At 64.9% G+C, this 23,961-nt stretch carries 19 protein-coding genes and 2 tRNA genes; 15 read left to right on the forward strand and 6 right to left on the reverse strand.

The window, feature by feature from the left end:
* The first annotated feature begins 65 nt into the window (after positions 1-65).
* A complete protein-coding gene (locus tag CHEID_RS03125) occupies positions 66-860 on the forward strand; it encodes a DUF8185 domain-containing protein (protein WP_146743817.1) in 795 nt (264 codons plus the stop codon).
* Between the two features lie 142 nt (positions 861-1,002).
* Here the strand turns inward: CHEID_RS03125 and pepN are convergent, their stop codons facing one another.
* Positions 1,003-4,143, reverse strand: a complete 3,141-nt coding sequence (gene pepN / locus CHEID_RS03130) for an aminopeptidase N (protein ID WP_112768885.1) — start codon at positions 4,141-4,143, stop codon at positions 1,003-1,005.
* A gap of 200 nt (positions 4,144-4,343) precedes the next feature.
* Between pepN and CHEID_RS03135 the strand changes: the two genes are divergently transcribed.
* Positions 4,344-4,967 (forward strand): mycothiol-dependent nitroreductase Rv2466c family protein, encoded by a 624-nt coding sequence (locus CHEID_RS03135; RefSeq protein ID WP_112768887.1) that lies wholly within the window; start codon positions 4,344-4,346, stop codon positions 4,965-4,967.
* Positions 4,968-5,008: 41 nt separating this feature from the next.
* Positions 5,009-5,482, forward strand: coding sequence for a ribose-5-phosphate isomerase (locus tag CHEID_RS03140; RefSeq protein ID WP_112768888.1), 474 nt, complete (start codon positions 5,009-5,011; stop codon positions 5,480-5,482).
* Positions 5,483-5,534: 52 nt separating this feature from the next.
* Here the strand turns inward: CHEID_RS03140 and CHEID_RS03145 are convergent, their stop codons facing one another.
* Complete coding sequence (locus CHEID_RS03145) at positions 5,535-5,756, reverse strand: hypothetical protein (protein ID WP_112768889.1); 222 nt, start codon at positions 5,754-5,756, stop codon at positions 5,535-5,537.
* Positions 5,757-6,071: 315 nt separating this feature from the next.
* Here CHEID_RS03145 and CHEID_RS03150 point away from each other — a divergent pair, with 315 nt between their 5' ends.
* A complete protein-coding gene (locus CHEID_RS03150) occupies positions 6,072-7,829 on the forward strand; it encodes a pyruvate dehydrogenase (protein ID WP_112768890.1) in 1,758 nt (585 codons plus the stop codon).
* Between the two features lie 73 nt (positions 7,830-7,902).
* Positions 7,903-7,977 (forward strand) — tRNA-Gly (locus CHEID_RS03155).
* 99 nt (positions 7,978-8,076) lie between these two features.
* Here CHEID_RS03155 and CHEID_RS03160 read toward each other — a convergent pair.
* Genes CHEID_RS03160 through CHEID_RS03170 form a run of 3 tightly spaced genes read right to left on the reverse strand, consistent with a single transcriptional unit; the run spans position 8,077 to position 11,072 of the window.
* Positions 8,077-8,751 carry a LutC/YkgG family protein gene (locus tag CHEID_RS03160; protein ID WP_112768891.1) on the reverse strand — a complete coding sequence of 225 codons (675 nt, stop codon included), beginning with the start codon at positions 8,749-8,751 and terminating at the stop codon, positions 8,077-8,079.
* The gene (locus CHEID_RS03165) at positions 8,752-10,251 is read right to left on the reverse strand and encodes a LutB/LldF family L-lactate oxidation iron-sulfur protein (protein WP_112768892.1); all 1,500 of its coding nucleotides are present in this window, start codon (positions 10,249-10,251) and stop codon (positions 8,752-8,754) included.
* Entirely contained in the window at positions 10,248-11,072 is an 825-nt protein-coding gene (locus CHEID_RS03170; RefSeq protein ID WP_112768893.1) for a (Fe-S)-binding protein, read from the reverse strand. The genes CHEID_RS03165 and CHEID_RS03170 overlap by 4 nt, the downstream gene beginning before the upstream one ends.
* A 225-nt stretch (positions 11,073-11,297) precedes the next feature.
* On the opposite strand from CHEID_RS03170, the gene CHEID_RS03175 reads away from it, so the two are divergent.
* The 10 genes from CHEID_RS03175 (at position 11,298) to ndk (ending at position 22,780) form a co-directional block, all read left to right on the forward strand.
* Positions 11,298-11,371, forward strand: a tRNA-Pro gene (locus tag CHEID_RS03175).
* A gap of 221 nt (positions 11,372-11,592) precedes the next feature.
* Positions 11,593-13,218 (forward strand): trigger factor, encoded by a 1,626-nt coding sequence (gene tig, locus CHEID_RS03180; protein WP_112768894.1) that lies wholly within the window; start codon positions 11,593-11,595, stop codon positions 13,216-13,218.
* A 180-nt stretch (positions 13,219-13,398) separates the two neighbouring features.
* The gene (locus CHEID_RS03185) at positions 13,399-13,995 is read left to right on the forward strand and encodes an ATP-dependent Clp protease proteolytic subunit (protein WP_112768895.1); all 597 of its coding nucleotides are present in this window, start codon (positions 13,399-13,401) and stop codon (positions 13,993-13,995) included.
* Between the two features lie 3 nt (positions 13,996-13,998).
* On the forward strand, positions 13,999-14,619 hold the full coding sequence (locus CHEID_RS03190; RefSeq protein ID WP_112768896.1) for an ATP-dependent Clp protease proteolytic subunit: 621 nt from the start codon (positions 13,999-14,001) through the stop codon (positions 14,617-14,619).
* A gap of 250 nt (positions 14,620-14,869) precedes the next feature.
* A complete protein-coding gene (clpX, locus tag CHEID_RS03195) occupies positions 14,870-16,144 on the forward strand; it encodes an ATP-dependent Clp protease ATP-binding subunit ClpX (RefSeq protein WP_112768897.1) in 1,275 nt (424 codons plus the stop codon).
* A 149-nt stretch (positions 16,145-16,293) separates the two neighbouring features.
* The gene (locus CHEID_RS03200; RefSeq protein ID WP_112768898.1) at positions 16,294-17,289 is read left to right on the forward strand and encodes a malate dehydrogenase; all 996 of its coding nucleotides are present in this window, start codon (positions 16,294-16,296) and stop codon (positions 17,287-17,289) included.
* A gap of 111 nt (positions 17,290-17,400) precedes the next feature.
* Complete coding sequence (locus tag CHEID_RS03205; RefSeq protein ID WP_238599241.1) at positions 17,401-20,163, forward strand: valine--tRNA ligase; 2,763 nt, start codon at positions 17,401-17,403, stop codon at positions 20,161-20,163.
* Entirely contained in the window at positions 20,160-21,680 is a 1,521-nt protein-coding gene (folC, locus tag CHEID_RS03210) for a bifunctional tetrahydrofolate synthase/dihydrofolate synthase (protein ID WP_112768899.1), read from the forward strand. Before CHEID_RS03205 ends, folC begins: the two co-directional genes overlap by 4 nt.
* Before the next feature lie 154 nt (positions 21,681-21,834).
* The gene (locus CHEID_RS03215) at positions 21,835-22,299 is read left to right on the forward strand and encodes a DUF4233 domain-containing protein (protein WP_112768900.1); all 465 of its coding nucleotides are present in this window, start codon (positions 21,835-21,837) and stop codon (positions 22,297-22,299) included.
* Positions 22,300-22,369: 70 nt separating this feature from the next.
* On the forward strand, positions 22,370-22,780 hold the full coding sequence (ndk, locus tag CHEID_RS03220; RefSeq protein WP_112768901.1) for a nucleoside-diphosphate kinase: 411 nt from the start codon (positions 22,370-22,372) through the stop codon (positions 22,778-22,780).
* A 190-nt stretch (positions 22,781-22,970) separates the two neighbouring features.
* Here the strand turns inward: ndk and CHEID_RS03225 are convergent, their stop codons facing one another.
* The gene (locus CHEID_RS03225) at positions 22,971-23,660 is read right to left on the reverse strand and encodes a hypothetical protein (RefSeq protein ID WP_146743818.1); all 690 of its coding nucleotides are present in this window, start codon (positions 23,658-23,660) and stop codon (positions 22,971-22,973) included.
* Between the last annotated feature and the right edge of the window lie 301 nt (positions 23,661-23,961).

Raw genomic sequence — 23,961 nt, forward strand, 5'->3', positions numbered from 1 at the left:
AGGCCGGTCGGTCTCGCTCCAATCCCACTTCGCGCGGTCCACCCCCGCTAGTACCCTGGGGTCCCATGACCGCAGCACTCGAGCTTGTTGGCCCCGCAGAATCCGCTCTCACCTCGCTAAAACGAGCGGCCACGCTGGCCCATCGGGTGTTGAAAATGGACGGCGCTGCCCTCGTCCGGGTCCGTCAATTCACTGTGGACGCCAGGAGCCAGGGCGCCGAACTCTACTTCTCGACCCCGCTGCACAGTCTGCTGGCCGTGCGGCTGCGGGCGGTGCGCCCGGCAGCGAAGGACAACGGCGCGGTAATGTCGGCGGAACACGCTCTTGCGGCGCTAAAACACGCCATTGCCCAGTCCTGCGTGGATGGCGTGATCCCGTTAGGTCCGCGCATGGACGTGATGTGGGCAGGGGCCCTGCCTGCGCCGACGGGATACCAGTTGGTGGACTCGGTCCCCGGGTCTGTCATCCGTGATCTCTACCGGCAGATGGGCCGGGAGGCCTCAGAGAATGCGGGTCCCGCCGGGATGCCTCCCTCTTTGTTGGAGCAGGAGCTGCTCTCGGTGACGGCTTCCAGCGGTACTTCGAATACCGCAGACTCGGCTCAAGCCAGCACCGGGCCCGGCGCGCCGGTCGGGGGCAGCTCACAGCCGAGTGCACTGGTGGTCCCCACGGTGGGCTTGACGGGTCGGGTCATCGCCGCACTCGGGGCCACTGGGTTGAGCGCGGCTCCGACTGCGCCTGAACTGGGGAAGTACGACTACGTCCGCGTGAGTACGAACGGGCAGTGGAACCGGGTGGATGCGCTCCAAGGCACGGTCTATACCCCGCGGCCTGGCTCCCTGGCGCGCACGCCTTCCTGACTTTCGACGAAGGTGCGGAGGCGGTTGGGTCGGCGCCGCTTCCACCGGCGTGGGCCGGCACCACCTACGCCCGCTTCCACCGGCGTGGGCCGGCGCCGCTTACGTGGCTGCCCCGGCACCTTCCACCTACCACTCAGCCCAGCTAGGCGCGCCACCCACGATTCGTCGGCGCTGTGTTCACGAGCATGTGAGCCACCCGCTCCATGTGCTCCCACATCGCCGCCCGCTGAGCATCGGGAAGAGTCTGCCGGTCGATGGTGTCCATGGCATTGCGCATGAGGGTCAGCCACCGGTCCCGGGCGGCCTCGTCGATCGCGAAGGGAGCGTGGCGCATCCGCAACCGCGGATGCCCCCGCCGGGCATTGAACTCCTCCGGCCCGCCCCAGTACTGCGCGAGGAACCACCGCAGGCGATCTTCAGCCCCGGACAAATCCTCCTCGGGGTACATGGGCCCCAAGATGTCATCCGTGCGCACCTGCCGGTAAAACTCTCCCACCAGCTTGCGGAACGTCGCCTCCCCACCGATGGACTCGTAGAAGGTGGCCTGAGCATCCGCCGCCTGGGCCGCCCGCGCCCGGGCCACGCGATCGCGTCCCTCCTGCAGGGGACGGCGAAGCCCGGCCGGGGTATCTTCCGCAGCGATGAGCTGTGCCACGGCCTGATCGGTCTGCTCGGAAAGGTCCCAATCCGGGTACATACCCTCCGCAGTGCGCAGGGCCATTTCCGGGGACAGGGAGTTCCACAAATCCACGGCGTGGGCGACATACTCCGGCCCGAACGGCTCTCGGAGATCCCGCTGGCCCATCCGGTTGAACCCGGCAATTCGGTGCCGCAACTCCAGATTGGTCATGGTGGCACCGTCGCGCACAATCGAGTCGTAGACCTCGCGCTTGGTTCCTGGCGTCGCCACACCACATCGGGCCTCAACCGCCAAAGCGGCCCCGGAGGAGGACCGATCCCGCTGCTCCTCCGCCGCAATGAGCGCCTCCACCTCTTCGGCAGAATCACCGCTCACCCGACCGGACGCGGCCACGGCCATGACCAGCAACCACCGCAAATCCTGGTCCACGGTGAGCCCCGGGACCAATTGCTCGGCCTCGGCCCCGCCGGCGAGCAGAGTCCGCAGCACCTGCACAGACTCGGCGCTATGCGCGCACCCCGCATACGCCCGCACGAAGGCCAACTGCGCCGCCGACCCTTCCCGCAACTGGGCGCCGGTGAGGAAAGCCTCCCGGAGGATCGTCCACCCGGTTGCGGCCCACCGCGGATCGGCGTAGTTCTCCACCGCGAGCCGCGCCTGGGACAGGATTTGCTCCAACACCGCCAGCTCAGTCTCCGCAGCGGCTCCCCGAGCGACGAGTGCCACGAACTCCCGCGCCCGCATCTGGGCATTGCGGGTCATCTGCCAAGCCGCAGACCAAATGAGGGACCGAGCCATGGGATCGGCGATCTTGTCGATCTTCGCCGTCGCGTGGGTCAGGGAGGTGCGATCTAAGCCCATCAACGCGTACGTGAGATCCCGGTCGTTGACCAGCACGATCTGTCCGGCCGGGGTGCCGACGAGCTCCGGCACGTCCGTGACGGCACCGGTGACGTCGATGTCCACGCTGCGTAACCGGACGATTGCCTCGCGGTGGTCCGCTGCGTCACTGTTGCCGTTGTTCGCGCCCTCGGCCCCGGCCGGATCGGCCACCCCGTACACGCCGATCCCGATGCGATGCGGGCGCAGCTCATCGGCGCCCGGCTGCGCCCCCGTCTGCACAACCCGGAAGGAGGAATACACCCCATCCGTCACCGTTGCCTGCGGGTGCAGGGTGTTGATGCCGGTCGTCTTCAACCACGCATCGGCCCAGTGGGACAGGTCCCGGCCGCTCGTGCGCTCCAGCGCGCCCAGCAGGTCGTCGAAGGTCGCATTGTCCCACGCGTGGGACACGAAGTGCGCGCGAATCCCCGCCAGGAAGGCGTCCAGGCCCACGTATTCCGCCAACTGCTTGAGAACGCTGGCCCCCTTGGCGTAGGTGATGCCGTCGAAGTTCGCGTCCACGGTGACGATATCGCTGGCATTGGAGAACACCGGGTGCGTGGAGCTCAACTGATCCTGGCTGTACGCCCAGGCCTTCTCCTTACTCGCGAACGTCACCCACGCGGTGGTGTACTTCGTTGCCCCTGCCTGGCTCATCGCCGCAGACCAGGTGGCGAAGGATTCGTTGAGCCACAGATCATCCCACCACGCCATCGTCACCAAGTCCCCGAACCACATGTGTGCCAACTCGTGGAGGATGGTGTCCGCCCGCCGCTCGTATTGGTAGTGACTGGCGGCGGAGCGGAAGATGTACTCGTCGCGGATGGTCACGCACCCGGCGTTCTCCATCGCGCCCATGTTGTACTCGGGGCAGAAGACCTGGTCGTACTTGTAGAAGGGGTAGGCCACCCCGAAGTGCTCCGCGTACCAGTCGAACCCCTGCTTGGTGATGGTGAACAACTCTTCGGCGTCCAGGTACTGCGCCAGGGACTTCCGGCAGTACAGGCCCAGGGGCACGGTCAGCTCCCCGCTGGTCTGCAGGTGCCCGCGCTCCCGGGCCGCTGCGGTGTGCTCCACCGCGCACTCCGGGTGCCGCGTGATCGTCCCGGTCCAGCTATCCCGCACCTCGTGCCACGGGCCCACGCAGAAGGCGATGAGGTAGGTGGACAGGCGGTAGTCCACCCGGGAGGTATGCACGACGGTGCCTGCACCGCCGCTGGTCGGGGAGCTGTGCACCGCGTTGTTGGTCACCAGGGACCACTGGGGGTCGGTGGTGACGGAGACTTCGTAGGTGGCCTTGATATCCGGTTGATCGAAGCAGGCGAAAACCCGCTTGGCATCCGCCGTCTCGAACTGGGTGTACAGATAAACCTCCCCGTCCGCCGGATCGGTAAAGCGGTGCAGCCCCTGCCCGGTGGTGGAGTATTCCCCCAGCGCCTCCACCCGCAGCTCGTGTTCCCCGGCTGCGAGGTCTTGAAGGAGCACGCCGGTGGTGGCGTCGTACAATCCCCCATCCCCGACCGGCACGGCCGAGGCGGTGATATCGGTGCCATCCAAGACCACAGAATTGACCGTGGGGACGCGCGCGTCCAGGAAGGTCGAGCCTGCCTGGGAGGTGAACCTGACCGTCGTGACCGTGGGGAACGTGGTGATCTCCGGGTCGGCCGCGCGGGACAGATCCAAGTCGATGATGTAGCTGACGTTGGAAATGAGCGCGGATCGCTGCTGGGCTTCGGTGCGGGTCAGGTTCGTGGACGTCATGGCCAACAGGTTACGCAAGGCCCTGCTCAGCCGCGCTGGGGAGGTGCCCGGGGGCCAGCCGACGATCGCCGCAGATCGTCGTAGACTCGGGGAGCATGACACACAACGCGCAAGAAACCGCCGCCACGAACGACTCCGCCACGGTCACCGCGCCGGGCGCCTCTTCCGCCCCGTCCGGCGGGCAGTCGAAGACGATCACCATGTTTTTCGACGCCACCTGCCCCTTCGCCTGGGTCACCAGCCGCTGGCTGCTGGAGGTGGAGAAGGTCCGGGATATCCAGGTGCAGTGGGCTCCGATGAGCCTCGGGGTGCTTAACGAGGACAACGACTTGGACGAGGGTTACCGCCAGATGATCGACGCGACGTGGGCCCCAGCCCGCGTCTGCGCTGCGGTGTCGGTGGAGCACCCGGACAAGCTGGGAGAGCTTTACACCGCCCTGGGTACCCGCATCCACGACCGGGGCGAGGCCGACAAGCAGGATCCCCACGGCTACGACCGCATTATCGTGGCCGCGTTGGCGGAGGTGGGGCTTCCGGCCGAGTTGGCCGCAGCCGCCGAGGTCCACGGCAGCGAGGGCGGGACCTACGATAAGCAACTGCGCGAATCCCACGAACGGGGTATCTCCCTGGTCGGGGATGATGTGGGAACCCCGGTGGTGCAACTGGGGGAGCGGGCCTTCTTCGGGCCGGTGTTGACTCGGATCCCACGGGGCGAGACGGCCGGCAAGCTCTTCGACGCCGCCGTGACGTTGGGGACCTACGCCCACTTCTACGAGCTCAAGCGCAGCCGGGATGAGGGGCCGAAGGCCGAGTACGCCGACTAACCGGTCGATTGGGCGGGGGCCCGCCGGGATACAATCGCGCCATGCGTATTTACCTTGGCGCCGATCACGCCGGTTTTGAAATGAAGAACGTCATCGCGGAGCACCTGCGCGGTGCGGGACACGACGTTGTGGACTGCGGTGCCCACACCTATGACGCGAATGACGACTACCCCGCCTTTTGCATCGAGGCGGCCCGCCGCACTGTTGCCGACGAGGGGTCCCTGGGGATCGTCCTGGGCGGATCGGGCAATGGGGAACAGATCGCGGCCAACAAGGTGCCCGGGGCGCGCTGCGCCCTCGCCTGGTCGGAGGGGACGGCGAAGCTCGCCCGCGAGCACAACAAGGCGCAGCTCATCGGCTTGGGCGGCCGGATGCATTCGCAGGAGGAGGCGCTGAAGATCGTCGACGCCTTCGTGAGCCAGCCCTGGTCCGGGGAAGAGCGCCACCAGCGGCGCATCGACATCCTCGCCGAGTACGAGCGGACGGGACAGCCGCCCGCTCTCCCGGAGGACTAGGCAACCGGGGGAGGGCCAAACTGGGCGGACGATCAGCGCCCGGCGCGGACGGTTAGCGGTCCGACTTCAGCGTCCGGTCCCGGCCCTTTTTCCATTCCTTGATGACCTCTGCATCCCAGAGGGTCAAGCCGTGTAGCCGGGCGGACGGCTTGGGGGCGCGATCCCGGCCGGCATAGCTGGTAAAAGTGCCGCGCGCCATTCCGGCGTATTCGGCACACTCGGCGGCAGTCCACATGCGGTGGCCGCTATCGCGGTTAATGATTTCAGGTTTCATGGTGTTTTAGTTTAGTCGGGGATAACATCCGCAAACGCTCAACTGCCGTGTTTGCGTTTCGACTAGTAGTAGGGGCTCCCTGCTTGCACTATCGGGGGCCCACCTGAAGTGTTAGCACCTGTTGGGCGTGTCCCAAAAACAATCTTGCTCCACTTTTAGTTCGCGGGAAAACAGCAGGTTAAATCGGTTTTTCCCCGCTCGAATTCATGCCTGCCGAGCGCAGGAAAATTGCTCCCGGAGTAAACTCGATCCGGTCTCAACTTCGGTGCCGATCGTCGGCACCGCTAACCGCGCCATCTTCGAGGAGAGCAGTATATGGCGAAGAATTTTGCGCAGCAGATCATCGACACGCTGGAAGCCCAAGGGGTCCAACGAGTGTTCGGCATCGTCGGCGACAGCCTCAACCCCATTGTCGCCGCCGTGAAAAACAGCGATCTCGAGTGGGTTCACGTCCGCAACGAAGAGGCAGCGGCCTTCGCAGCCGGAGCCGAATCCTTGGTCACCGGAAAGCTCGCCGTCTGCGCGGGATCCTGCGGCCCTGGCAACACCCACCTCATCCAGGGGCTCTACGACGCGCACCGGAACGGCTCCAAGGTCTTGGCCATCGCCAGCCACATCCCCAGCCAGTTCATCGGGTCCAAGTACTTCCAGGAGACCCACCCGCAGGCCCACTTCCAGGAATGCTCCGGCTACTGCGAAATGGTCAACTCCGCCGCTCAAGGCGCGACGATCCTCCACCACGCCATCCAGTCCACCATGGCGGGCAAGGGCGTGTCCGTTCTCGTCATCCCTGGGGACCTGGCGCATGACGACGCGGAAGATTCGCCGTCCCTGGCGTCCACAATCCACACGACACAACCCACCGTGGTCCCCGCAACCGAAGACGTCGAGGCCCTGGCGCAGGCCATCAATGATGCTGATAAAGTCACGCTCTTCGGCGGGGCGGGGTGCCGGGACGCGCGCGATGCTGTCCTGCAACTGGCTGAGAAGATCAAGGCCCCCCTCGGCCACGCCTACGGCGGCAAAGAGTACCTGCACTACGACAACCCCTATGACGTCGGCATGTCCGGGCTGCTGGGGTACGGGGCCTGCACCGAGGCCTTCGAAGAAGCAGACCTGCTGATCCTGCTGGGCACCGACTTCCCCTACACGGAGTTCCTGCCGAAGAGGACGCGCACCGCCCAGGTGGACAACAAGGGGCAGAACATCGGTCGGCGCACCCACGTGGAGGTGCCCGTCGTGGGAGACGTCCGGGCAACGATCGACAAGCTCCTGCCGTTGCTGCGCGAAAAGACCGACCGTAGTTTTCTGGACAAGATGCTCAAGCAGCAGGAGAAGAACCTGCGCCACGTCATCGAGGCCTACACGAAGGACCACCCCGGACATTCGCCGATTCACCCCGAGTACCTCACCTACATCCTCGATGACGTGGCCACCGAGGACGCCATCTTCACCGCCGACACCGGCATGTGCAACGTCTGGCACGCCCGCTACGTCAATCCCAATGGCAAGCGCAGCCTGCTGTGCTCGCTGCGGCACGGCACGATGGCCAACGCCCTGCCGCAGGCCATCGGGGCCCAAATGGGCAACCCCGACCGCCAGGTCATCGCCATGTGCGGCGACGGTGGGCTCGGCATGCTCATGGGTGAGCTGCTGACCCTGAAGTACCACAACATTCCCGTCAAGACGATCGTGTACAACAACTCCTCGTTGGGCATGGTCAAGCTGGAGATGCTGGTGGAGGGTCTGCCGGACCACGGCACCGACTACGCGGAGGTAAACTACGCCGCGATCGCGCAGGGGGCTGGGATCAAGTCCTTCCGCATCGAACGTCCAGAGGACATTCGCCCCATGCTCACTGAGGCTTTGGCTTACCCCGGCCCCGTGCTCGTGGACGTGGTCACCGACCCCAACGCGCTGTCCATTCCGCCGGACATCTCCCTCGAGCAGGTCGCCGGGTTCACCCGGGCCGCCACCAAGACCGTGCTGGAAGGGGGAGTGGGCAAGATGTTCGAGCTGGCCAAGTCCAACCTGCGCAACGTGCCTCGCCCCTCCGGCTTTAAGGGGCTGTAGGGACGGTTTAGGTGCCCGCAGAGGCGGTGGTGTAAGCTCGTCAGCCGTGGTGCCGCACAGCGGGTGCCGCAATGGGAACGTCGTATAGTGGCTAATACCTCAGCCTTCCAAGCTGAAGACGCGGGTTCGATTCCCGTCGTTCCCTCCACGACACGGCGAAACCGCCGATGAGATCGGTGCCTGGCGGTACTGCTCATCGGCGGTTTTCTTGCTCCATATGGCCGATTGGTGGGGCGGGTCGCCGGGCCTAATCCTCGAGCAAGATCACATCCAGGTTTCTCGGCCCATGGACCCCATGAACGCGGATGAGCTCGATATCCACGGTCGCGCTCGGCCCGGAGACGAGCGTCATTGGCTGATCCTCCCACCCCTGTTCCACTAACCGGGAGATAGCTTCCGGCACGAGGTGCACCACGCCGCTCACGGGAACCACCACGACGTGATGATCCGGCAGCAGGGTGATGATGCGACGGCCGGACTCCGGGCCAACGAGGACGATCGTTCCCGTATCCGCGATGGTCACCCCGGAGCTAGTAACCACAGCATCCACGGCGTCGATCTCCTCCGTGCTAAGGGGGTCAGCCACGCTATCCACGAGCCTGCGCGCGGAGGTCTCGGCGAACCACTGTTCCGGCAGCTCCGCCGGTGTGACAATGCTCTGCGCGTCCTGCAACAACCGCGCGATCGTCGTCGGGAGTTCGTCGCGGGAGGAGCTGGTCACCGTGGCGTCGTAGTCCTCGAGGCGGTCGGTGAGGGCGTCCAAAATCTCCGCGCGCTCGGCGGATGAACGGTGCCTATAATCGCGCGGGATGCCCACGGGGGGCGTTGAGTTGTCGCCCTGCGCCCGGGTGCCCGCGTGGTCATAAGCCGCCCGGATGCGCCCGAGGATGTCGGCCTTCGCGCTGCCTGCTGTGCTGCTCATCTACTCGTCCCCTTTCCGGTTCTGCTTCCACCACCGGCGGAAGGACTGCTTCGGGGGGAGGGGAATGTCGCGGCTGCTGGTCCACTTCCCGCCCACACCGGGCAGCGCGAAGATGCCCGCGGCGGGCAGCACCTTGTTGGCCAGGGGCAGACCGCGCTCCACGAGGTCCATGCGCTTGCCCGCGCTCATCATCCAACTGGCCCCGGCCAATGCCACGTCCAACTGGCTCGTCGGCACCCGCCCGCCACCGGGGTGATTGCGCTCCACGTCTTGCGCGCGCAGTCGCACGAGCATCTCCGGGATGTTGATCTTCACCGGGCACGCGTCGTAGCAGGAGCCGCACAGGCTGGAGGCATAGGGCAGCGACCCGTTCTCGGCGGCCTCCACCCCGGTGAGCAGGGGAGTGAGGATCGCGCCGATGGGGCCGGGGTAGATGGACCCGTAGGCGTGGCCCCCGGTGCGCTCGTAGACCGGGCAGACGTTCATGCACGCCGAACAGCGGATGCAGTGCAACGCCTGGCGGCCGTGTTCGTCGGCCAATGCCCGGGTGCGGCCGTTATCGAGCAGCACCACGTGCACATTCTGCGGCCCGTCGCCCGCGGCCACACCGGTCCACAGGGAGCTGTAGGGGTTCATCCGCTCCCCCGTGGAGGACCGCGGCAGTAGCTGCATGAACACTTCCAAGTCCTGGAAGGTGGGCAGCAGCTTCTCAATGCCCATCACGGTGATGAGGGTTTCCGGCAGGGTCAGGCACATCCGCCCGTTGCCCTCGGATTCCACCACCGAGAGCGTGCCCGTGTCCGCGATGCCGAAGTTGGCTCCGCTGACGGCCACTTTGGTGTCCAGGAACTTCCGGCGCAGGTGCTTGCGGCTGGCTTCGGCCAGTTCCGTGGGCTCGTTGCTCAGCTCGGGGTTGACGTCTGTCATCTTGCGCAGGAAAATGTCCCGGATCTCATCCCGGTTGCGGTGGATGGCAGGGACGAGGATGTGGGAGGGTTTGTCCCCGCCAAGCTGGACAATCAGTTCGGCCAGGTCCGTCTCGACCGCATCGATGCCTTCGTCGTGGAGGTATTCGTTCAGGCCGATCTCCTGGGTAGCCATCGACTTGACCTTGATGACCTCCCGCCGACCGTCGGCCGTGATCGGGGCGTTTTCGCGGATCAGTTGCCCGATAATGTCATTGGCCTCTGCGGCGTCCCGAGCCCAGTGGACGGTCCCGCCGCGCCGGGAGAATTGGCGCTCGAACTCCTCGAGCAGCTCCGGCAGGCGAGCCATGACGTCCTGCTTGATCGCGCTGCCCGCCTCCCGCAACTGTTCCCAATCCGGCATTTCCTCCACCCGGGCGGCCCGCTTCGAACGGATCGTCTCCGTGGCGTGGCGGAGGTTCGTGCGCATCTGCACATTGCCCAGTTCGTGTTCGGCGACCTGGGGGAAGGGGTGCTCCTCGAAGAGGTTGCCGTGGCCGGCTACTCCCGGCATTCCCAGTGGTGTGGTGGTCATCGCAGCGTCCCCCCTGTCATGTGGGCTCCTTGGTCTGGCAGCAGGAGCGGTTGTTCTTTTGTGGACGCCAGAATCCTCGCCATGTGGACCGTCACCGGGGCCCGACCATCCGACGGAACCAGGCGAGAACTCCGCGATAATCCGCCGCCGATGTGCATGAGGCAACTGGCATCACCGCCGGAGCACACGTCCGACTGAGTGCCGATAAGGGCCTCCACCTTGTCGGAGAGCATGGCCCCGGAAACCTGCGGGTTCTTCACACTGAAGGTTCCGCCGAAGCCGCAGCAGATGTCCTCGTGGGCGATGGTGCGCATCGTGATGCCCTCCACGGTGGCCAGGAGGTTACGCTGCCGGTCGCCCAGCCGCAGCAGGCGCATGCCGTGACAGGAGGGGTGGAAAGCGACGGCGTGGGGGAAATAGCTGCCCAGTTGCTCGGCGGAATCGGTGATACCGCAGATGTCGGTGAGGAACTGGGCCAGCTCGTAGGAGCGATCGGCGATCTGGGTGGCGCGGACGGCGAGATCCTCGTCGCCGGCGTGGCGGGCGACCATGGGGTGTTGGTGGCCCAGGGAGGCGATGCACGAGGCACTGGGGGCCACGGCGTAGTCCCAGTTAGTGTCCTCGAAAGACCGGACGTGGTTGGCCACCACTGGGTAGGCCTGGCGGAACTTGCCGCTGTTGATGTGCATCTGGCCGCAACAGGCCTGCCCCTCGGGGAACACGACCGTGTGGCCGAGCCGTTCCAGGATGCGGACCGTATCTTGGGCTACTTCGGGGTACATCGCGTCGACGATGCACGTGGCAAAAAGGGCGACTTTCATAGGTGCCTTTCCGCGCGCAAGGGCAGTTGGGGATTGGTGGAAAATCTTCCGTCGAGCTGTGGGCCAAGGGCTGTCCGGCTGCGGCGGGAGCGTCACAGCCGATCGTAGTGCTGGATTTGCCCGGGGTTAGCCGTGCTCCGTAAAGTAACCCCCGCATACCGCGAGGTGGGCTGCCGTGGGCACCACAGCTACCGATTCGCCTCGCAGATGGCGGTAGGCCTTCTCCGGGATATGGCGCAGCTTGGTAGCGCACTCGCTTTGGGAGCGAGGGGTCGCAGGTTCAAATCCTGTTATCCCGACATACGGTGGGGCATCCAGATGAACTCTGGGTGCCCCATTCTTCGTCCCTGGGGCAAGGGGAACCCCACTGCGAACCGGCGCAAAAGCCACCCGATAAACTGGGCAACCAACTGTGGCGCGGTCTTGGCCCTGGAGCAGCCGGAAAACCCGGCGACTGTCAGCCGAGCAGGAACCGCCCGAACATCTACGAATCTAAGACGACAAACAGGAGAGTGCATCCGTGAAGAGCTCTGTTGAGAAGCTGAGCGCTACCCGCACCAAGCTCACCGTGGAGGTGCCGTTCGAGGAGCTGAAGCCAGAGTTCGACAAGGCCTATGCCTCCCTGGCCCAGCAGGTCAACATGCCCGGCTTCCGCAAGGGGAAGGTCCCGGCAAGGATCCTGGAGGCCCGGCTGGGCCGTGGGGTTGTCCTGGACCAGGTCATCAACGAGATGCTGCCGTCTCGCTACAGCCAGGCGGTTGACGAGCACGAGCTTAAGGTCCTCGGCCAGCCGGAGATCGACATTGCGGAGCTCGAAGACGGCAAGCACGTGACCTTCACGGCGGAAGTGGACGTGCGCCCTGAGATTGACGTCCCCAATTTCTCGGATATCGCCGTGGAGGTCAGCCCCCTCACCGCCGATGAGGATGCTGTCGAGGCGGAACTAAAGAACCTTCAGGCTCGTTTCGGCACCCTCAAGCCCGTCGAGCGCCCGGCGCAGAAGGGCGATTTCGTGTCCATCGACCTGTCCGCCACCGTGGACGGGGAGGCCATCGAGGAGGCGGCAACGGAGGGGCTGTCCCACGAGATTGGCAACGATGCCCTGGTGGAGGGCCTGGACGAGGCCCTCGAGGGGATGAGCGAGGGGGAGGAAAAGACCTTCGAATCCAAGCTCGTCGCCGGTGAGCACGCCAACGAGCCCGCCGAGGTCACGGTGAAGCTCAACAGCGTCAAGGAGCGGGAGCTGCCGGAGCTCGACGATGACTTCGCCGAGCTCGCCAGCGAGTTCGACACCCTCGCGGAGCTGCGCGAGTCCCTGGCGGGTCAGGTTGAAGAGCGCCAGCGCAACACCCAGGCCGGGGAGATTCGGGACAAGGTGCTGGCCGCCGCTTTGGAGAAGACCGAGGTGCCCCTGCCCGAGAGCGTGGTCAAGGAGCAGGTGGAGGGCCAGATTCAGCAGCTCATCCAGCAGTTCGGTGGGGACGAGAAGGTCTTCGAGACCATGCTCGCCGAGCAGAACATGAGCCGGGCGGACTTCGAGGAAAGTTCCCGGGAGGGCGCGGAGGAGTCCATCCGTACTCAACTGTTCCTCGACGCGTTGGCGGATATCGAGCAGCCCAACGTCTCCCAAGACGAGCTCATGGATCACATCGCCTTCACCGCCAGCCAGTACGGCATGGATCCCAACCAGTTCATCATGCAGTTGCAGCAGGCTGGCCAGCTCGGCAGCCTCTTCGCCGATGTGCGCCGCGGTAAGGCCCTGGCGCTGAACATTGCGAAGGTGAGCGTCAAGGACACCGACGGCAACGAGATCGACCCCAAGCAGTTCTTCGGTGTGGAGGATGCGGCCGAGGGGGAGGAAGCTATTGAGGACGCCGGGAGCACCGCGCCGGTGAGCGAGGAGTCGGCGGAGGCGTCCACCGAGTCCGGGTCCGAGGAGCCGACAGAGTCCGCTGAGGCTGCAGAGGTCGCAGCGCCCGCTGATTCCGGCGAGGTCGCAGCGCCTGCAGAAGCCGGGAAGAGCGGCAAGTCTGGCAAGAAGAATAAGTCGGACAGCAAGGGCAAGGACGGCGCAAAGAAGGACAAGGCCAAGGACAAGGACAAGAAGAGCAAGAAGGATAAGAAAGACAAGAAGGACAAGAAGTAGCCTTCCTGCCTGATCCACCCCCGGGGGCCCCACGCATCCTCTGCTTGCGCGCGGGGCCCCCTTTTGCATCACGCACCGCGTGCGCTGAGAGCGAACAACCCCGCCAAGAGCCCCAAGGGGACCGGTAGCGCCGTTACCCTGGGGGACAACCATTACTGCTAAACCCACTCAAGGAGCACAATGAGTTCTCTTTCGAGCACCCAGGCCTCCGGCGACAACGCCGGGTTGAGCTTGAATGACTCCGTCTTCGAGCGCTTGCTGCGCGAGCGCATCATCTTCCTGGGCAGCCAGGTTGACGATGACATCGCCAACAAGCTCTGCGCCCAGATCCTCCTGCTCTCAGCGGAGGATCCCACGCGCGACATCTCGCTCTACATCAACTCCCCGGGTGGATCCGTGACTGCAGGGATGGCCATCTACGACACGATGCAGTACGCCCCCTGCGATATCGCGACGTACGGCATGGGGCTGGCAGCCTCTATGGGCCAGTTCCTTCTATCTGCGGGGACGAAGGGCAAGCGTTACGCTCTGCCGCACGCCCGCATCATGATGCACCAGCCCAGCGCCGGAGTGGGCGGCACCGCTGCGGATATCGCCATCCAGGCGGAGCAATTCGCTCACACTAAGCGAGAGATGGCCGAGCTCATCGCCGAGTTCACCGGCCAGCCGCTGGAGCAGATCGTTAAGGATTCGGACCGCGACCGCTGGTTCACCGCCGAGCAGGCCAAGGATTACGGATTCGTGGACCACGTCATCACCTCTGCGAAGGAGAAGTAACCCATGCAGATGCCAGAAATGCGCTACATCCTGCCGTCCTTCGTGGAGCACTCTAGCTACGGGGCGAAGGAATCCAACCCCTACAACAAGCTGTTTGAAGAGCGGATCATCTTCCTGGGAACTCAGGTGGATGATGCGTCCGCCAACGACATCATGGCCCAGTTGCTTGTACTGGAGGGGCTGGACCCGGACCGGGACATCACGATGTACATCAATTCCCCCGGCGGTTCCTTCACCTCTCTGATGGCCATCTACGACACGATGCAGTACGTCCGCCCCGATGTGCAGACTGTCTGCCTGGGTCAGGCCGCCAGTGCGGCGGCTGTGCTGCTGGCGGCCGGTACCCCCGGGAAGCGAGCCGCGCTGCCCAATGCCCGCGTGCTGATCCACCAGCCGGCTACCGGCGGGGTGCAGGGGCAGGTCTCTGACCTGGAGATTCAGGCCAAGGAGATCGAGCGGATGCGTACCCTCATGGAGACCACGCTGGCCCGCCACACGGGCAAGGACGCCGAGCAAATCCGAATCGACACGGACCGCGACAAGATCCTTACCGCCGAAGAGGCCAAGGAATACGGCATCATCGATCAGGTCTTCGAGTACCGCAAGCTCTCCGCCCAGCAGTAATCCACTACGGGTGTAGAGCCCGTCAGCCCCGGTTGGTCCCGTGCGTCGGGCCCGGCCGGGGCGACATTCGTTTTCTCGCCGGCGTGGTCATCGGCCCGGAAGGCTGGGGCGTGCATACGCATGCGGACGATGGCGGCCGTCGACACGCACGCGCGCGGCGCACTACGAAGCCCCGGCGGGTCCAGGGGTAACCTGGTCACGATCGGCACCCTACGTGACACACAGACGATAGAAAGCAAGGCCTTACTTCATGCCAGAAAGCGCTGAACTGCTGAAATGCTCTTTTTGCGGAAAGAGCCAAAAGCAGGTGCGAAAGCTCATCGCCGGCCCCGGCGTGTATATCTGCGATGAGTGCATCGAGCTGTGCAACGAGATCATCGAAGAGGAGATGCTGCCCGCAGGGTCGACGGACAGCGGCGATAAGCTGCCCCGCCCCTCGGCGATTGCGAAGTTCCTGGACAACTATGTCATTGGCCAGGACGAAGCCAAGCGCACCCTCGCTGTTGCGGTCTACAACCACTACAAGCGCATCCAGGTGGAGGAGGCCAGTGCCACCGCCCGGCGCAACGATGAGGAAGTGGAGCTGAGCAAGTCCAACATCCTCATGCTGGGCCCCACCGGCTCGGGTAAGACGTACCTCGCCCAATCCTTGGCTCGGATGCTGGATGTCCCCTTTGCCATAGCGGATGCCACCAGCCTCACCGAAGCCGGGTACGTGGGCGAAGACGTGGAGAACATTTTGCTCAAGCTGCTGCAAGCAGCGGACTTCGACGTAGCCAAGGCACAGCGCGGGATCATCTACGTGGATGAGGTGGACAAGATCTCCCGTAAGTCGGAGAACCCATCCATCACCCGGGACGTCTCCGGCGAAGGGGTGCAGCAGGCCCTGCTGAAGATCCTCGAAGGCACCGTTGCCTCCGTCCCCCCGCAAGGCGGCCGCAAACACCCCAACCAGGAGTTCATCCAGTTCGACACGAGGAACGTTCTCTTCATCGTGGCGGGCGCCTTTGCCGGGCTGGAGAAGGTCATCGCCGAACGCCGCGGTAAGAAGGGGCTGGGCTTCGGTGCGGAGGTGGCCAGCAAGGCCGATGAGGATCCCAACCCCTTCAAGTTTGTCGAGCCGGAGGACCTCGTGAAGTTTGGGCTTATCCCCGAACTCATCGGGCGCCTTCCGGTGCTCACCCATGTGGGGCACCTTGACGAGGACAGCCTCGTGCGCGTTCTGACGGAACCGAAGAATTCCCTCGTACGCCAATACCAACGGCTCTTCGACATGGACGGTGTACGCCTCACGTTCGAACCGGGAGCCCTGCAGGAAATCGCCAAGCAGGCCCTCGCCCGCGAAACCGGGGCACGCGGGCTGCGTTCCATCATGGAGGCCATACTCTTGCCCGTGATGTTCGATATTCCGGAAGACGAGAACACCGGGGAAGTCATCATCACCGCCGAAGCCGCAAAGGGGGAGGGGGAACCCACCCTGCTGAGCCACGCGGAGGTTGCAAAGCGGGACCAGAAGTCCGCGTAATCCCCGTCAAAAAGGGGAAAGGCCCGGTGCTCGGAGCTGGTAAAAAACAGCATCCGGGCTGACGTGCCGTTAGGCTGGTTGCGGTAACTAGACGTGGCCCCCAGCGGTTTAATCACCGCGCCGGGCGCCGAGGAAAGGGGAGACCCCACATGTCCACCCAGACGACTGCTACTCCGGTCACCGTCACCGTCACCGGTGCTGCCGGCCAGATCGGCTACTCACTGCTGTTCCGCATCGCCGCTGGGGAGGTGTTCGGCAACCGGCCGGTCAACCTCCACATGCTGGAGACGGCCAACGGCGCCAAGTCCGCCGAAGGCGTTGCCATGGAGCTCGCGGACTGCGCATACCCGCTGCTGAACCGCGTGCTCATCACCAGCGACGCCGCCGAGGGCTTCAAGGGAACGAACGCCGCTTTCCTCGTGGGTGCCAAGCCGCGCCAGGAGGGTGAGGAGCGGGCAGACCTCCTCGCCGCCAATGGGCGCATCTTCGGCCCTCAGGGGGAGGCCCTTAACGACGTCGCCGCCGACGATGTTCGAGTCCTCGTGGTCGGCAACCCCGCGAACACCAATGCGGGCATCCTTCACGCCCATGCCCCCCGCATTGATCGCACTCGGATCACCGCCCTCACCCGCTTGGACCACAACCGCGCGCTCGCCCAGGTGGCAGCCAAGCTGGACGTGCAGGTGGACGACCTCACCCAGATGACGGTGTGGGGCAACCACTCGGCCTCGCAGTTTCCAGACGTTTCCGAGCTGCAGCTCAATGGCGAGCCGGTGGCGGAAAAGCTGGACCGGGAGTGGCTGACCGGAGAGTTCATCCCCCGGGTGGCCAAGCGAGGGTCCGAAATCATTCAGGTTCGCGGCCGTTCCTCGGCGGCCTCGGCCGCCTACGCCGCAATCGACCACATGCGGGACTGGGTCGTTGGCACCCCCGACAACGATTGGGTGTCCGTGGCCCTGCCCTCCGACGGCTCCTATGGCGTCCCCGAGGGGATCGTCAGCAGCTTCCCCTGCCGTTGCGTCAACGGGGAGTGGGAGATCATTCAGGGGCTGGAGATCAACGAATTCCAGCGTGAGCGCATCGACGCCTCCGTGGCGGAGCTCAGCGAGGAATGGGCGGCCGTCAAACAGGCCGGGCTAGTCTAGTCCGGGCACATCCGGTGGTGTCCGCCCGGTCGTTTAGACTGATACACCGTGACTGAGCTGAGTACAGGTGCAAAGGGCGAGGACGCTACCGGAACCGACCAGGCCGCCGGGGTGGACGGCGGGCAACAGGTAGGGGTGGACCGCTCCGGGCTACTGCCATCGGCGTGGGATCCCGCGGCCGTGGAGGGCACTCTCTACCAGGAGTGGGTGGACGCGGGGTACTTCACGGCCGATCCCACCAGCTCGAAGCCACCGTTTTCCATTGTCCTGCCGCCGCCTAATGTCACCGGTCAGCTGCACATGGGGCATGCCCTGGACCACACCCTCATGGACCAGATGGCGCGCCGCAAGCGCATGCAGGGATACGAGGTGCTGTGGTTGCCCGGCTCCGACCACGCGGGCATCGCCACCCAAACCAAGGTCGAAGCGAACCTGAAGGAGACCGAGGGCAAGGATCGCTTCGACTACGGGCGCGAGGAGTTTACCGACCGCGTCTGGGAGTGGAAGGACAAGTACGGTTCGGGTATCACCAGCCAGATGCGGGCCGTCGGAGACTCCGTGGACTGGTCCCGCGAGCGGTTCACTCTGGATGAGGGGCTCTCCCGCGCGGTCCAGACAATGTTCAAGGCGCTCTACGACCGGGGCTTGATCTACCGGGCTAACCGCATGGTCAACTGGTCCCCAGTTCTTCAGACGGCAATCTCGGACATCGAGGTGACCTACTCCGAGGACGAGGGGGAGCTGGTCTCCATCCGCTACGGTTCCCTCAACGACGCGGAACCTCACGTTGTTGTCGCCACCACCCGCGTGGAAACGATGCTGGGCGACGTGGCCGTGGCCGTGCACCCAGACGATGAGCGCTACGCCGACCTCGTCGGCACCACCTTGCCGCACCCCTTCTTGCCCGACCGCCACATGGTCATCGTCGCGGACGACTACGTGGATCCGGAGTTCGGTACCGGGGCAGTGAAGATTACCCCCGCACACGACCCCAACGACTTCGCCCTTGGACAGCGGCACAACCTGCCGATGCCGACCATCATGGACACGCAAGGTCGAATCGCGGATACCGGCACCCAGTTCGACGGGATGGATCGCTACGAGGCACGCGAGAAGATCCGGCTTGCCCTGGAGGAGCAGGGGCGGATCGTCGCTCGCAAGCACCCCTACGTGCACTCCGTGGGACACTCCGAGCGTTCCGGGGAGGCTGTGGAACCTCGCCTGAGCCTGCAGTGGTGGGTCAAGGTTGAGGAGTTGGCCCGCATGGCCGGTGAGGCCGTGCGGCACGGAGATACCGTGATCCACCCCGCCAGCCAGGAACCGCGCTGGTTCGAGTGGGTGGACAACATGCACGACTGGACGATCTCCCGCCAGTTGTGGTGGGGGCACCGCATCCCCATCTGGTACGGGCCCGACGGGGAAGTGGTGTGCTGCGGGCCGGACGATGAACCGCCGCAGGGGGAGGGCTGGTACCAGGATGAGGACGTTCTGGATACCTGGTTCAGCTCCGGCTTGTGGCCCTTTTCCACGATGGGCTGGCCGGACCACAGCGAGGAGCTCAAGCGCTTCTATCCCACGTCCGTGCTGGTCACCGGCTACGACATCCTGTTTTTCTGGGTGGCCCGCATGATGATGTTCGCCACCTTTGCGGACACCCTCGAGGACTCCCCGCTGGTCGGGCAGGGCCCCCGCCCCCAGATCCCGTTCCGCGATGTGTTCCTCCACGGGCTCGTGCGCGACGAAAAGGGGCGCAAGATGTCCAAGTCCCTGGGCAACGGAATCGACCCCATGGACTGGGTGCGGGACTACGGCGCGGACGCCCTCCGGTTCACCCTGGCCCGCGGCGCGAACCCCGGCGTAGACCTGCCCGTGGGGGAGGACTCCGCGCAGTCCTCCCGCAACTTCGCCACCAAGCTGTTCAACGCCACGAAGTTTGCCCTCCTCAACGGGGCCCACGTCGGGGAGCTGCCGGACCGCGCCGCGCTGACGGATGCCGACCGGTGGATCCTGGACCGGCTGGAAGCGGTGCGGGCACAGGTCGACGATGCCCTGGACCGCTACGAATTCTCCGTGGCCAACGAAACCCTGTACCGTTTCGCTTGGGGTGAGTTCTGCGACTGGTACCTGGAGATCGCCAAGGTGCAGATCCCCCGAGATTGGGGCGAGAACCTCCCGGAGGCAGAGCGGGTCCGCGGCATCACCACGCAACTGGTGCTGGGGCGGGTTTTGGACGCGGTACTGCGCCTGCTGCACCCGGCAATGCCGTTCGTTACGGAGGTCTTGTGGCGCGCTCTGGTTGATGGCGTCCCCAATTATCCAGAATCCCTGACCATTGCTACCTGGCCCACCGCAGACATGACCAATGGGGGTGTGGAGGCAGACGCCACTGCGGCGCGCCGGTTGAAAGACGTTGACCAGCTAGTCACACAAATCCGCCGGTTCCGCTCCGATCAGGGAGTCAAACCCTCCCAGAAGGTGCCCGCGCGGATGGACTTCGCTGCGGCAGACCTGGCGGAGCTGGAAGCTGCGGTGCGCTCGCTGGTGCGACTGGAGACCCCCGGTGCGGACTTCGCGGCCACGGCCTCCATCGAGGTGCGGCTGTCCCAGGCGACGATCACGGTAGAGCTGGATACCTCCGGAACCGTGGACCTGGCCGCCGAGCGCAAGCGGCTGGAAAAGGACCTGGCCGGAGCGCAAAAGGAGCTGGACAACGCGGCGAAGAAGCTGAACAACCAGGGCTTTCTGGCCAAGGCGCCGGAGAAGGTGGTCGAGGGGATTCGGAGCCGGCAGGCTGTGGCTCGTGAGGAGCACGAGCGCATCAGTGCCCGACTGGCCCAGATTGCGGAGCAAGAGCAACGGCGGGCCGGTCAGTGAATGACCACCGTGGCGAGGAGCCGCGCGAAGTTCGGCTGGAAGACACGGGCCTTGTACTACCCATCGACGACATCGAACCGGCCGTCGATACGGACCAACCGGCACCCGAGCGGCCGGTCACGCCCGAGGACCTGGCCATCCTCGTCAGCGTGGAGGAGGAACTGAATCAACGCTGGCCGGAGACGAAGATTGACCCCACCCTCTCCCGGGTGGACATGCTCATGGACCTGCTGGGCCACCCCGAACGCTCCTTCGCGGTCATCCACGTGGCGGGGACGAACGGAAAAACCTCCACGGTGCGGATGATCGAAGCGCTGCTGCGCGCGTTCCACCGGCGCACCGGGCGGGCCACCAGCCCCCACCTGCAGTTAGTCACCGAGCGCATCGCCATCGACGGTGCCCCCGTCCATCCCCGCGACTTCGCGGACACGTGGCTGGAGATCAAGCCCTATGTGGAGATGGTGGACGCCCACAGTCAGGCCGACGGGGGCCCGCGGATGAGCAAGTTCGAGATCCTCGTGGCGATGGCCTACGCGATGTTCGCCGACGCTCCGGTGGATGTGGCTGTCGTGGAAACTGGCATGGGTGGGCGATGGGATGCGACCAACGTGGCGAACGCGGACGTGGCCGTCATTACCCCCATTGGCCTGGACCACACGGACTACCTGGGGGAGACCATCGAACTCATCGCCGCGGAGAAAGCTGGGATCATCAAGTCCCGCTGGAATGCGGACGATTTGCTGAGCCCGCCGGACAACGTGAGCGTCATCGCAGAACAAGATCCCGCTGCCATGCAGGTCATCCTGCAGGAAGCCGTTGCGAAGGATTCCGCGGTTGCCCGCGCCGGGGCGGAGTTTCAGGTGGAGGAATCCGCCATTGCCGTCGGTGGCCAGCAACTCAAGATACGCGGCCTCGGCGGCGCGTACACGGACATCTTCCTGCCGTTGTCGGGCGAGCATCAGGCCCGCAACGCCGCAGTGGCGCTGGCGGCGGTGGAGGCGTTCTTCGGTGCGGGTGCGCAGCGCCAGTTGGACGTGGAGACGGTTCGCGCGGGCTTCGCCTCCGTGGCCTCCCCCGGGAGGTTGGAGCGGGTGCGATCCGCGCCGTCAGTGTTCGTGGACGCTTCCCACAACCCCCACGGTGCCCAAGCTCTGGCCGCGGCGGTGGGGCGTGATTTCGAATTCCGGCGGTTGGTGGGGGTCGTCGGGGTTTTGGGGGATAAGGACGCCAGGGGCATCCTCGCGGCCCTGGAACCGGCGCTCGATGAGGTAGTGGTCACCGAGCCGAAGTCGCCACGGGCGCTGCCGGTGGACGTGCTCGTAGAGTACGCGAGGGACGCTTTCGGGGAGGAGCGGGTGCACGTGGCCGAGGGGCTACCGGGGGCCATCGAGCTGGCCACGGAGCTGGCGGAGGACGATGGCGGCGACGGGTTGGTGCACGGCGCGGGCGTGTTGATCACTGGGTCCGTGGTGACCGCCGGGGAGGCGCGTGCACTGTTCGGCAAGACGCCGGAGTAGCGGGCTTGGGCGCCCCCGGGCTGGGTGCTGGCGGTGTTTGGCTGCCGGTGTTCTACAGTGTCAGCAGCGCCCTTTTCCCCCTACGCACGCGAAACGGCTATGGCGCGGATAGAGCGGTTGCAGCAGATGAACAGCGAAAGGTGAGCCCAGGAGCATGGCACAGCGAGCGCGGCGGGATGACCGGGGTGGCGAAAGCGAAATCGAGTACGGGCCGCTCGGGCCGGGGCATGCCCCGGAAAACGACCCGCTCAAGGGGCTGCGCGGGGTTATGGCGGGCACGCTCATCATGGAAGCCATCGTGGTGCTGTTAGTGCTGACCGTGATCACGCGCATCGACGACGGCGCGGCTGGAACGCCGGGCAAGATTGGCTACGTTGTAGCCCTGGGGGTGGCCATGGTCGTCGCCGCGTTTCTGCAGAAGCGCCCGTGGGCAGACAAACTCAACATGGCCCTGCAGGTTTTGACGATCGCTGGGGTGTTCGTTCACGTCTCCATGGCTGTGATGGGGATCCTCTTTGCCGCAGTGTGGTGGTACGTCTACCACCTGCGGAAAGTGCTGATTGAGCGAATGCGTCGGGGGTTGCTTCCCGCCCAGCACATCGGCCCGTCTGCGCGTTAGCACCTCTCGGCGCTCCGGTGCGACCGCCGCCGGGTTCGATGAAACGTGGCGGTCGGTACACTACGGAATTATGACTGAACGCACTCTCATCTTGATTAAGCCCGACGGTGTCCAGCGTGGACTGGTTGGCGATATCATCGCCCGAATCGAGCAAAAGGGCCTCAAACTGGCCGCCCTGGACCTGCGGGTCACCGACCGCGAAACCGCAGAAAAGCACTACGCCGAGCACGCGGACAAGCCCTTCTTCGGCGAGCTTGTGGACTTCATCACCAGTGCTCCGCTGGTCGCGGGGATTGTCGAGGGGGATCGTGCGATTGAGGCTTGGCGCCAGCTGGCCGGTGGGACCGACCCGGTGAGCAAGGCAACTCCCGGAACGATCCGTGGGGACTTGGCCCTGTCCGTGGCTGAGAACGTTGTGCATGGCTCCGATTCCCCGGAGTCGGCGGAGCGGGAGATCTCCATCTGGTTCCCTAACCTGTAAGTCCAGCAGACACTACTCGCCCGCGCGGTCGCGCAGCAACCGTGTGGAGTTCGACAAACCCAAAGGGTGCTCGCGAACGTGAGCCAAAGCCCCCACCGTGATTGGTGGGGGCTTTGGACGTCTCCTGAGAGGGTGTTTAGTCAAGCCTCTCCGGCGTTCAAGGATGTTCGGCCGTCATAACTGCCGGTCTCTAGGCTTGGATGGCGGCTAGCCCCTCGTCAGTCAGTCCCACCCACTGGATGTACGCGCCGTTCCTCTGGCGCTCCCGGAATGGAACTGCCCATTGCTTTTTGAGCGCTTCCTGTAATCCTGTGGTGGCCACTTCCGGTGGATAGCCAGTGCTCTGGAGTAGGTTGACGAATTGTTCCTGCTGGATCTGATACCTGCCGGGGATAGCTTCGCAATCACTCAGAGCGGCGCACGCGAGCCGCGCTGCGTGTTCCCCGGTGAACTCCGAACCCGCCAGGGGCGCCCCATCGCCCTTAATACCCATCACAGACGTGGTGTTGTAACGAGCCGACGGTATCGCTCTCCAATTGTAAAAACCCAGCATGTACCAGGCTGCACATGCACCTACCACTGCGAAAATGATCGCGAGAGCGAACGAGACCGCGTTGTCTGCACCTTTTGGGAGCCAGTGATAAGCCATAAAGACGATCACTGGGTACAGTACCGGGAGAATGGTGGTGCGAGCGTCAAGCCGATTCGGCGGGTACTGACGAAGCTTCCTTTTGCGCGGCCAATAAAAAGCCCACAAGGTGGACAGTGCTAGCACGACGATTATCACCGGCCAGGCTATGGCGAAGTCGGGGTGCGACAGCAGGAACTGGAGCAGGACACCGAAGCCAGTGCTGGATACGATTCTGGCGCCAACGGACATGTGGGAGTACCGGCGAAGGGCCTCCGCGTTCGGCGAGGGTGCGAGGGGCGCTGTGGTTGGGGGCGTCATGAATCAAGTATCTAGCAGATCCGATTCGATTGCACAGGACAACAATGGACCGGCTTGGCTCCCCGGATCCCCGGGGTCGTCCCCGCCCCCAGGGACCCCAGGCGTTTGGGCCATTCGCGGTTGGCAAACCCAGCGGGACCCTCACGGTGCGCATCCCTGTTCGGTGCGTGTGACACAATGGTCTGCAGGATCGACCGGCCCACAACGACGATGTGGCTGCGCGGTCCAATGA

The sequence above is a fragment of the Corynebacterium heidelbergense genome (assembly GCF_028609845.1).
Taxonomy (GTDB): Bacteria; Actinomycetota; Actinomycetes; order Mycobacteriales; family Mycobacteriaceae; genus Corynebacterium; species Corynebacterium heidelbergense.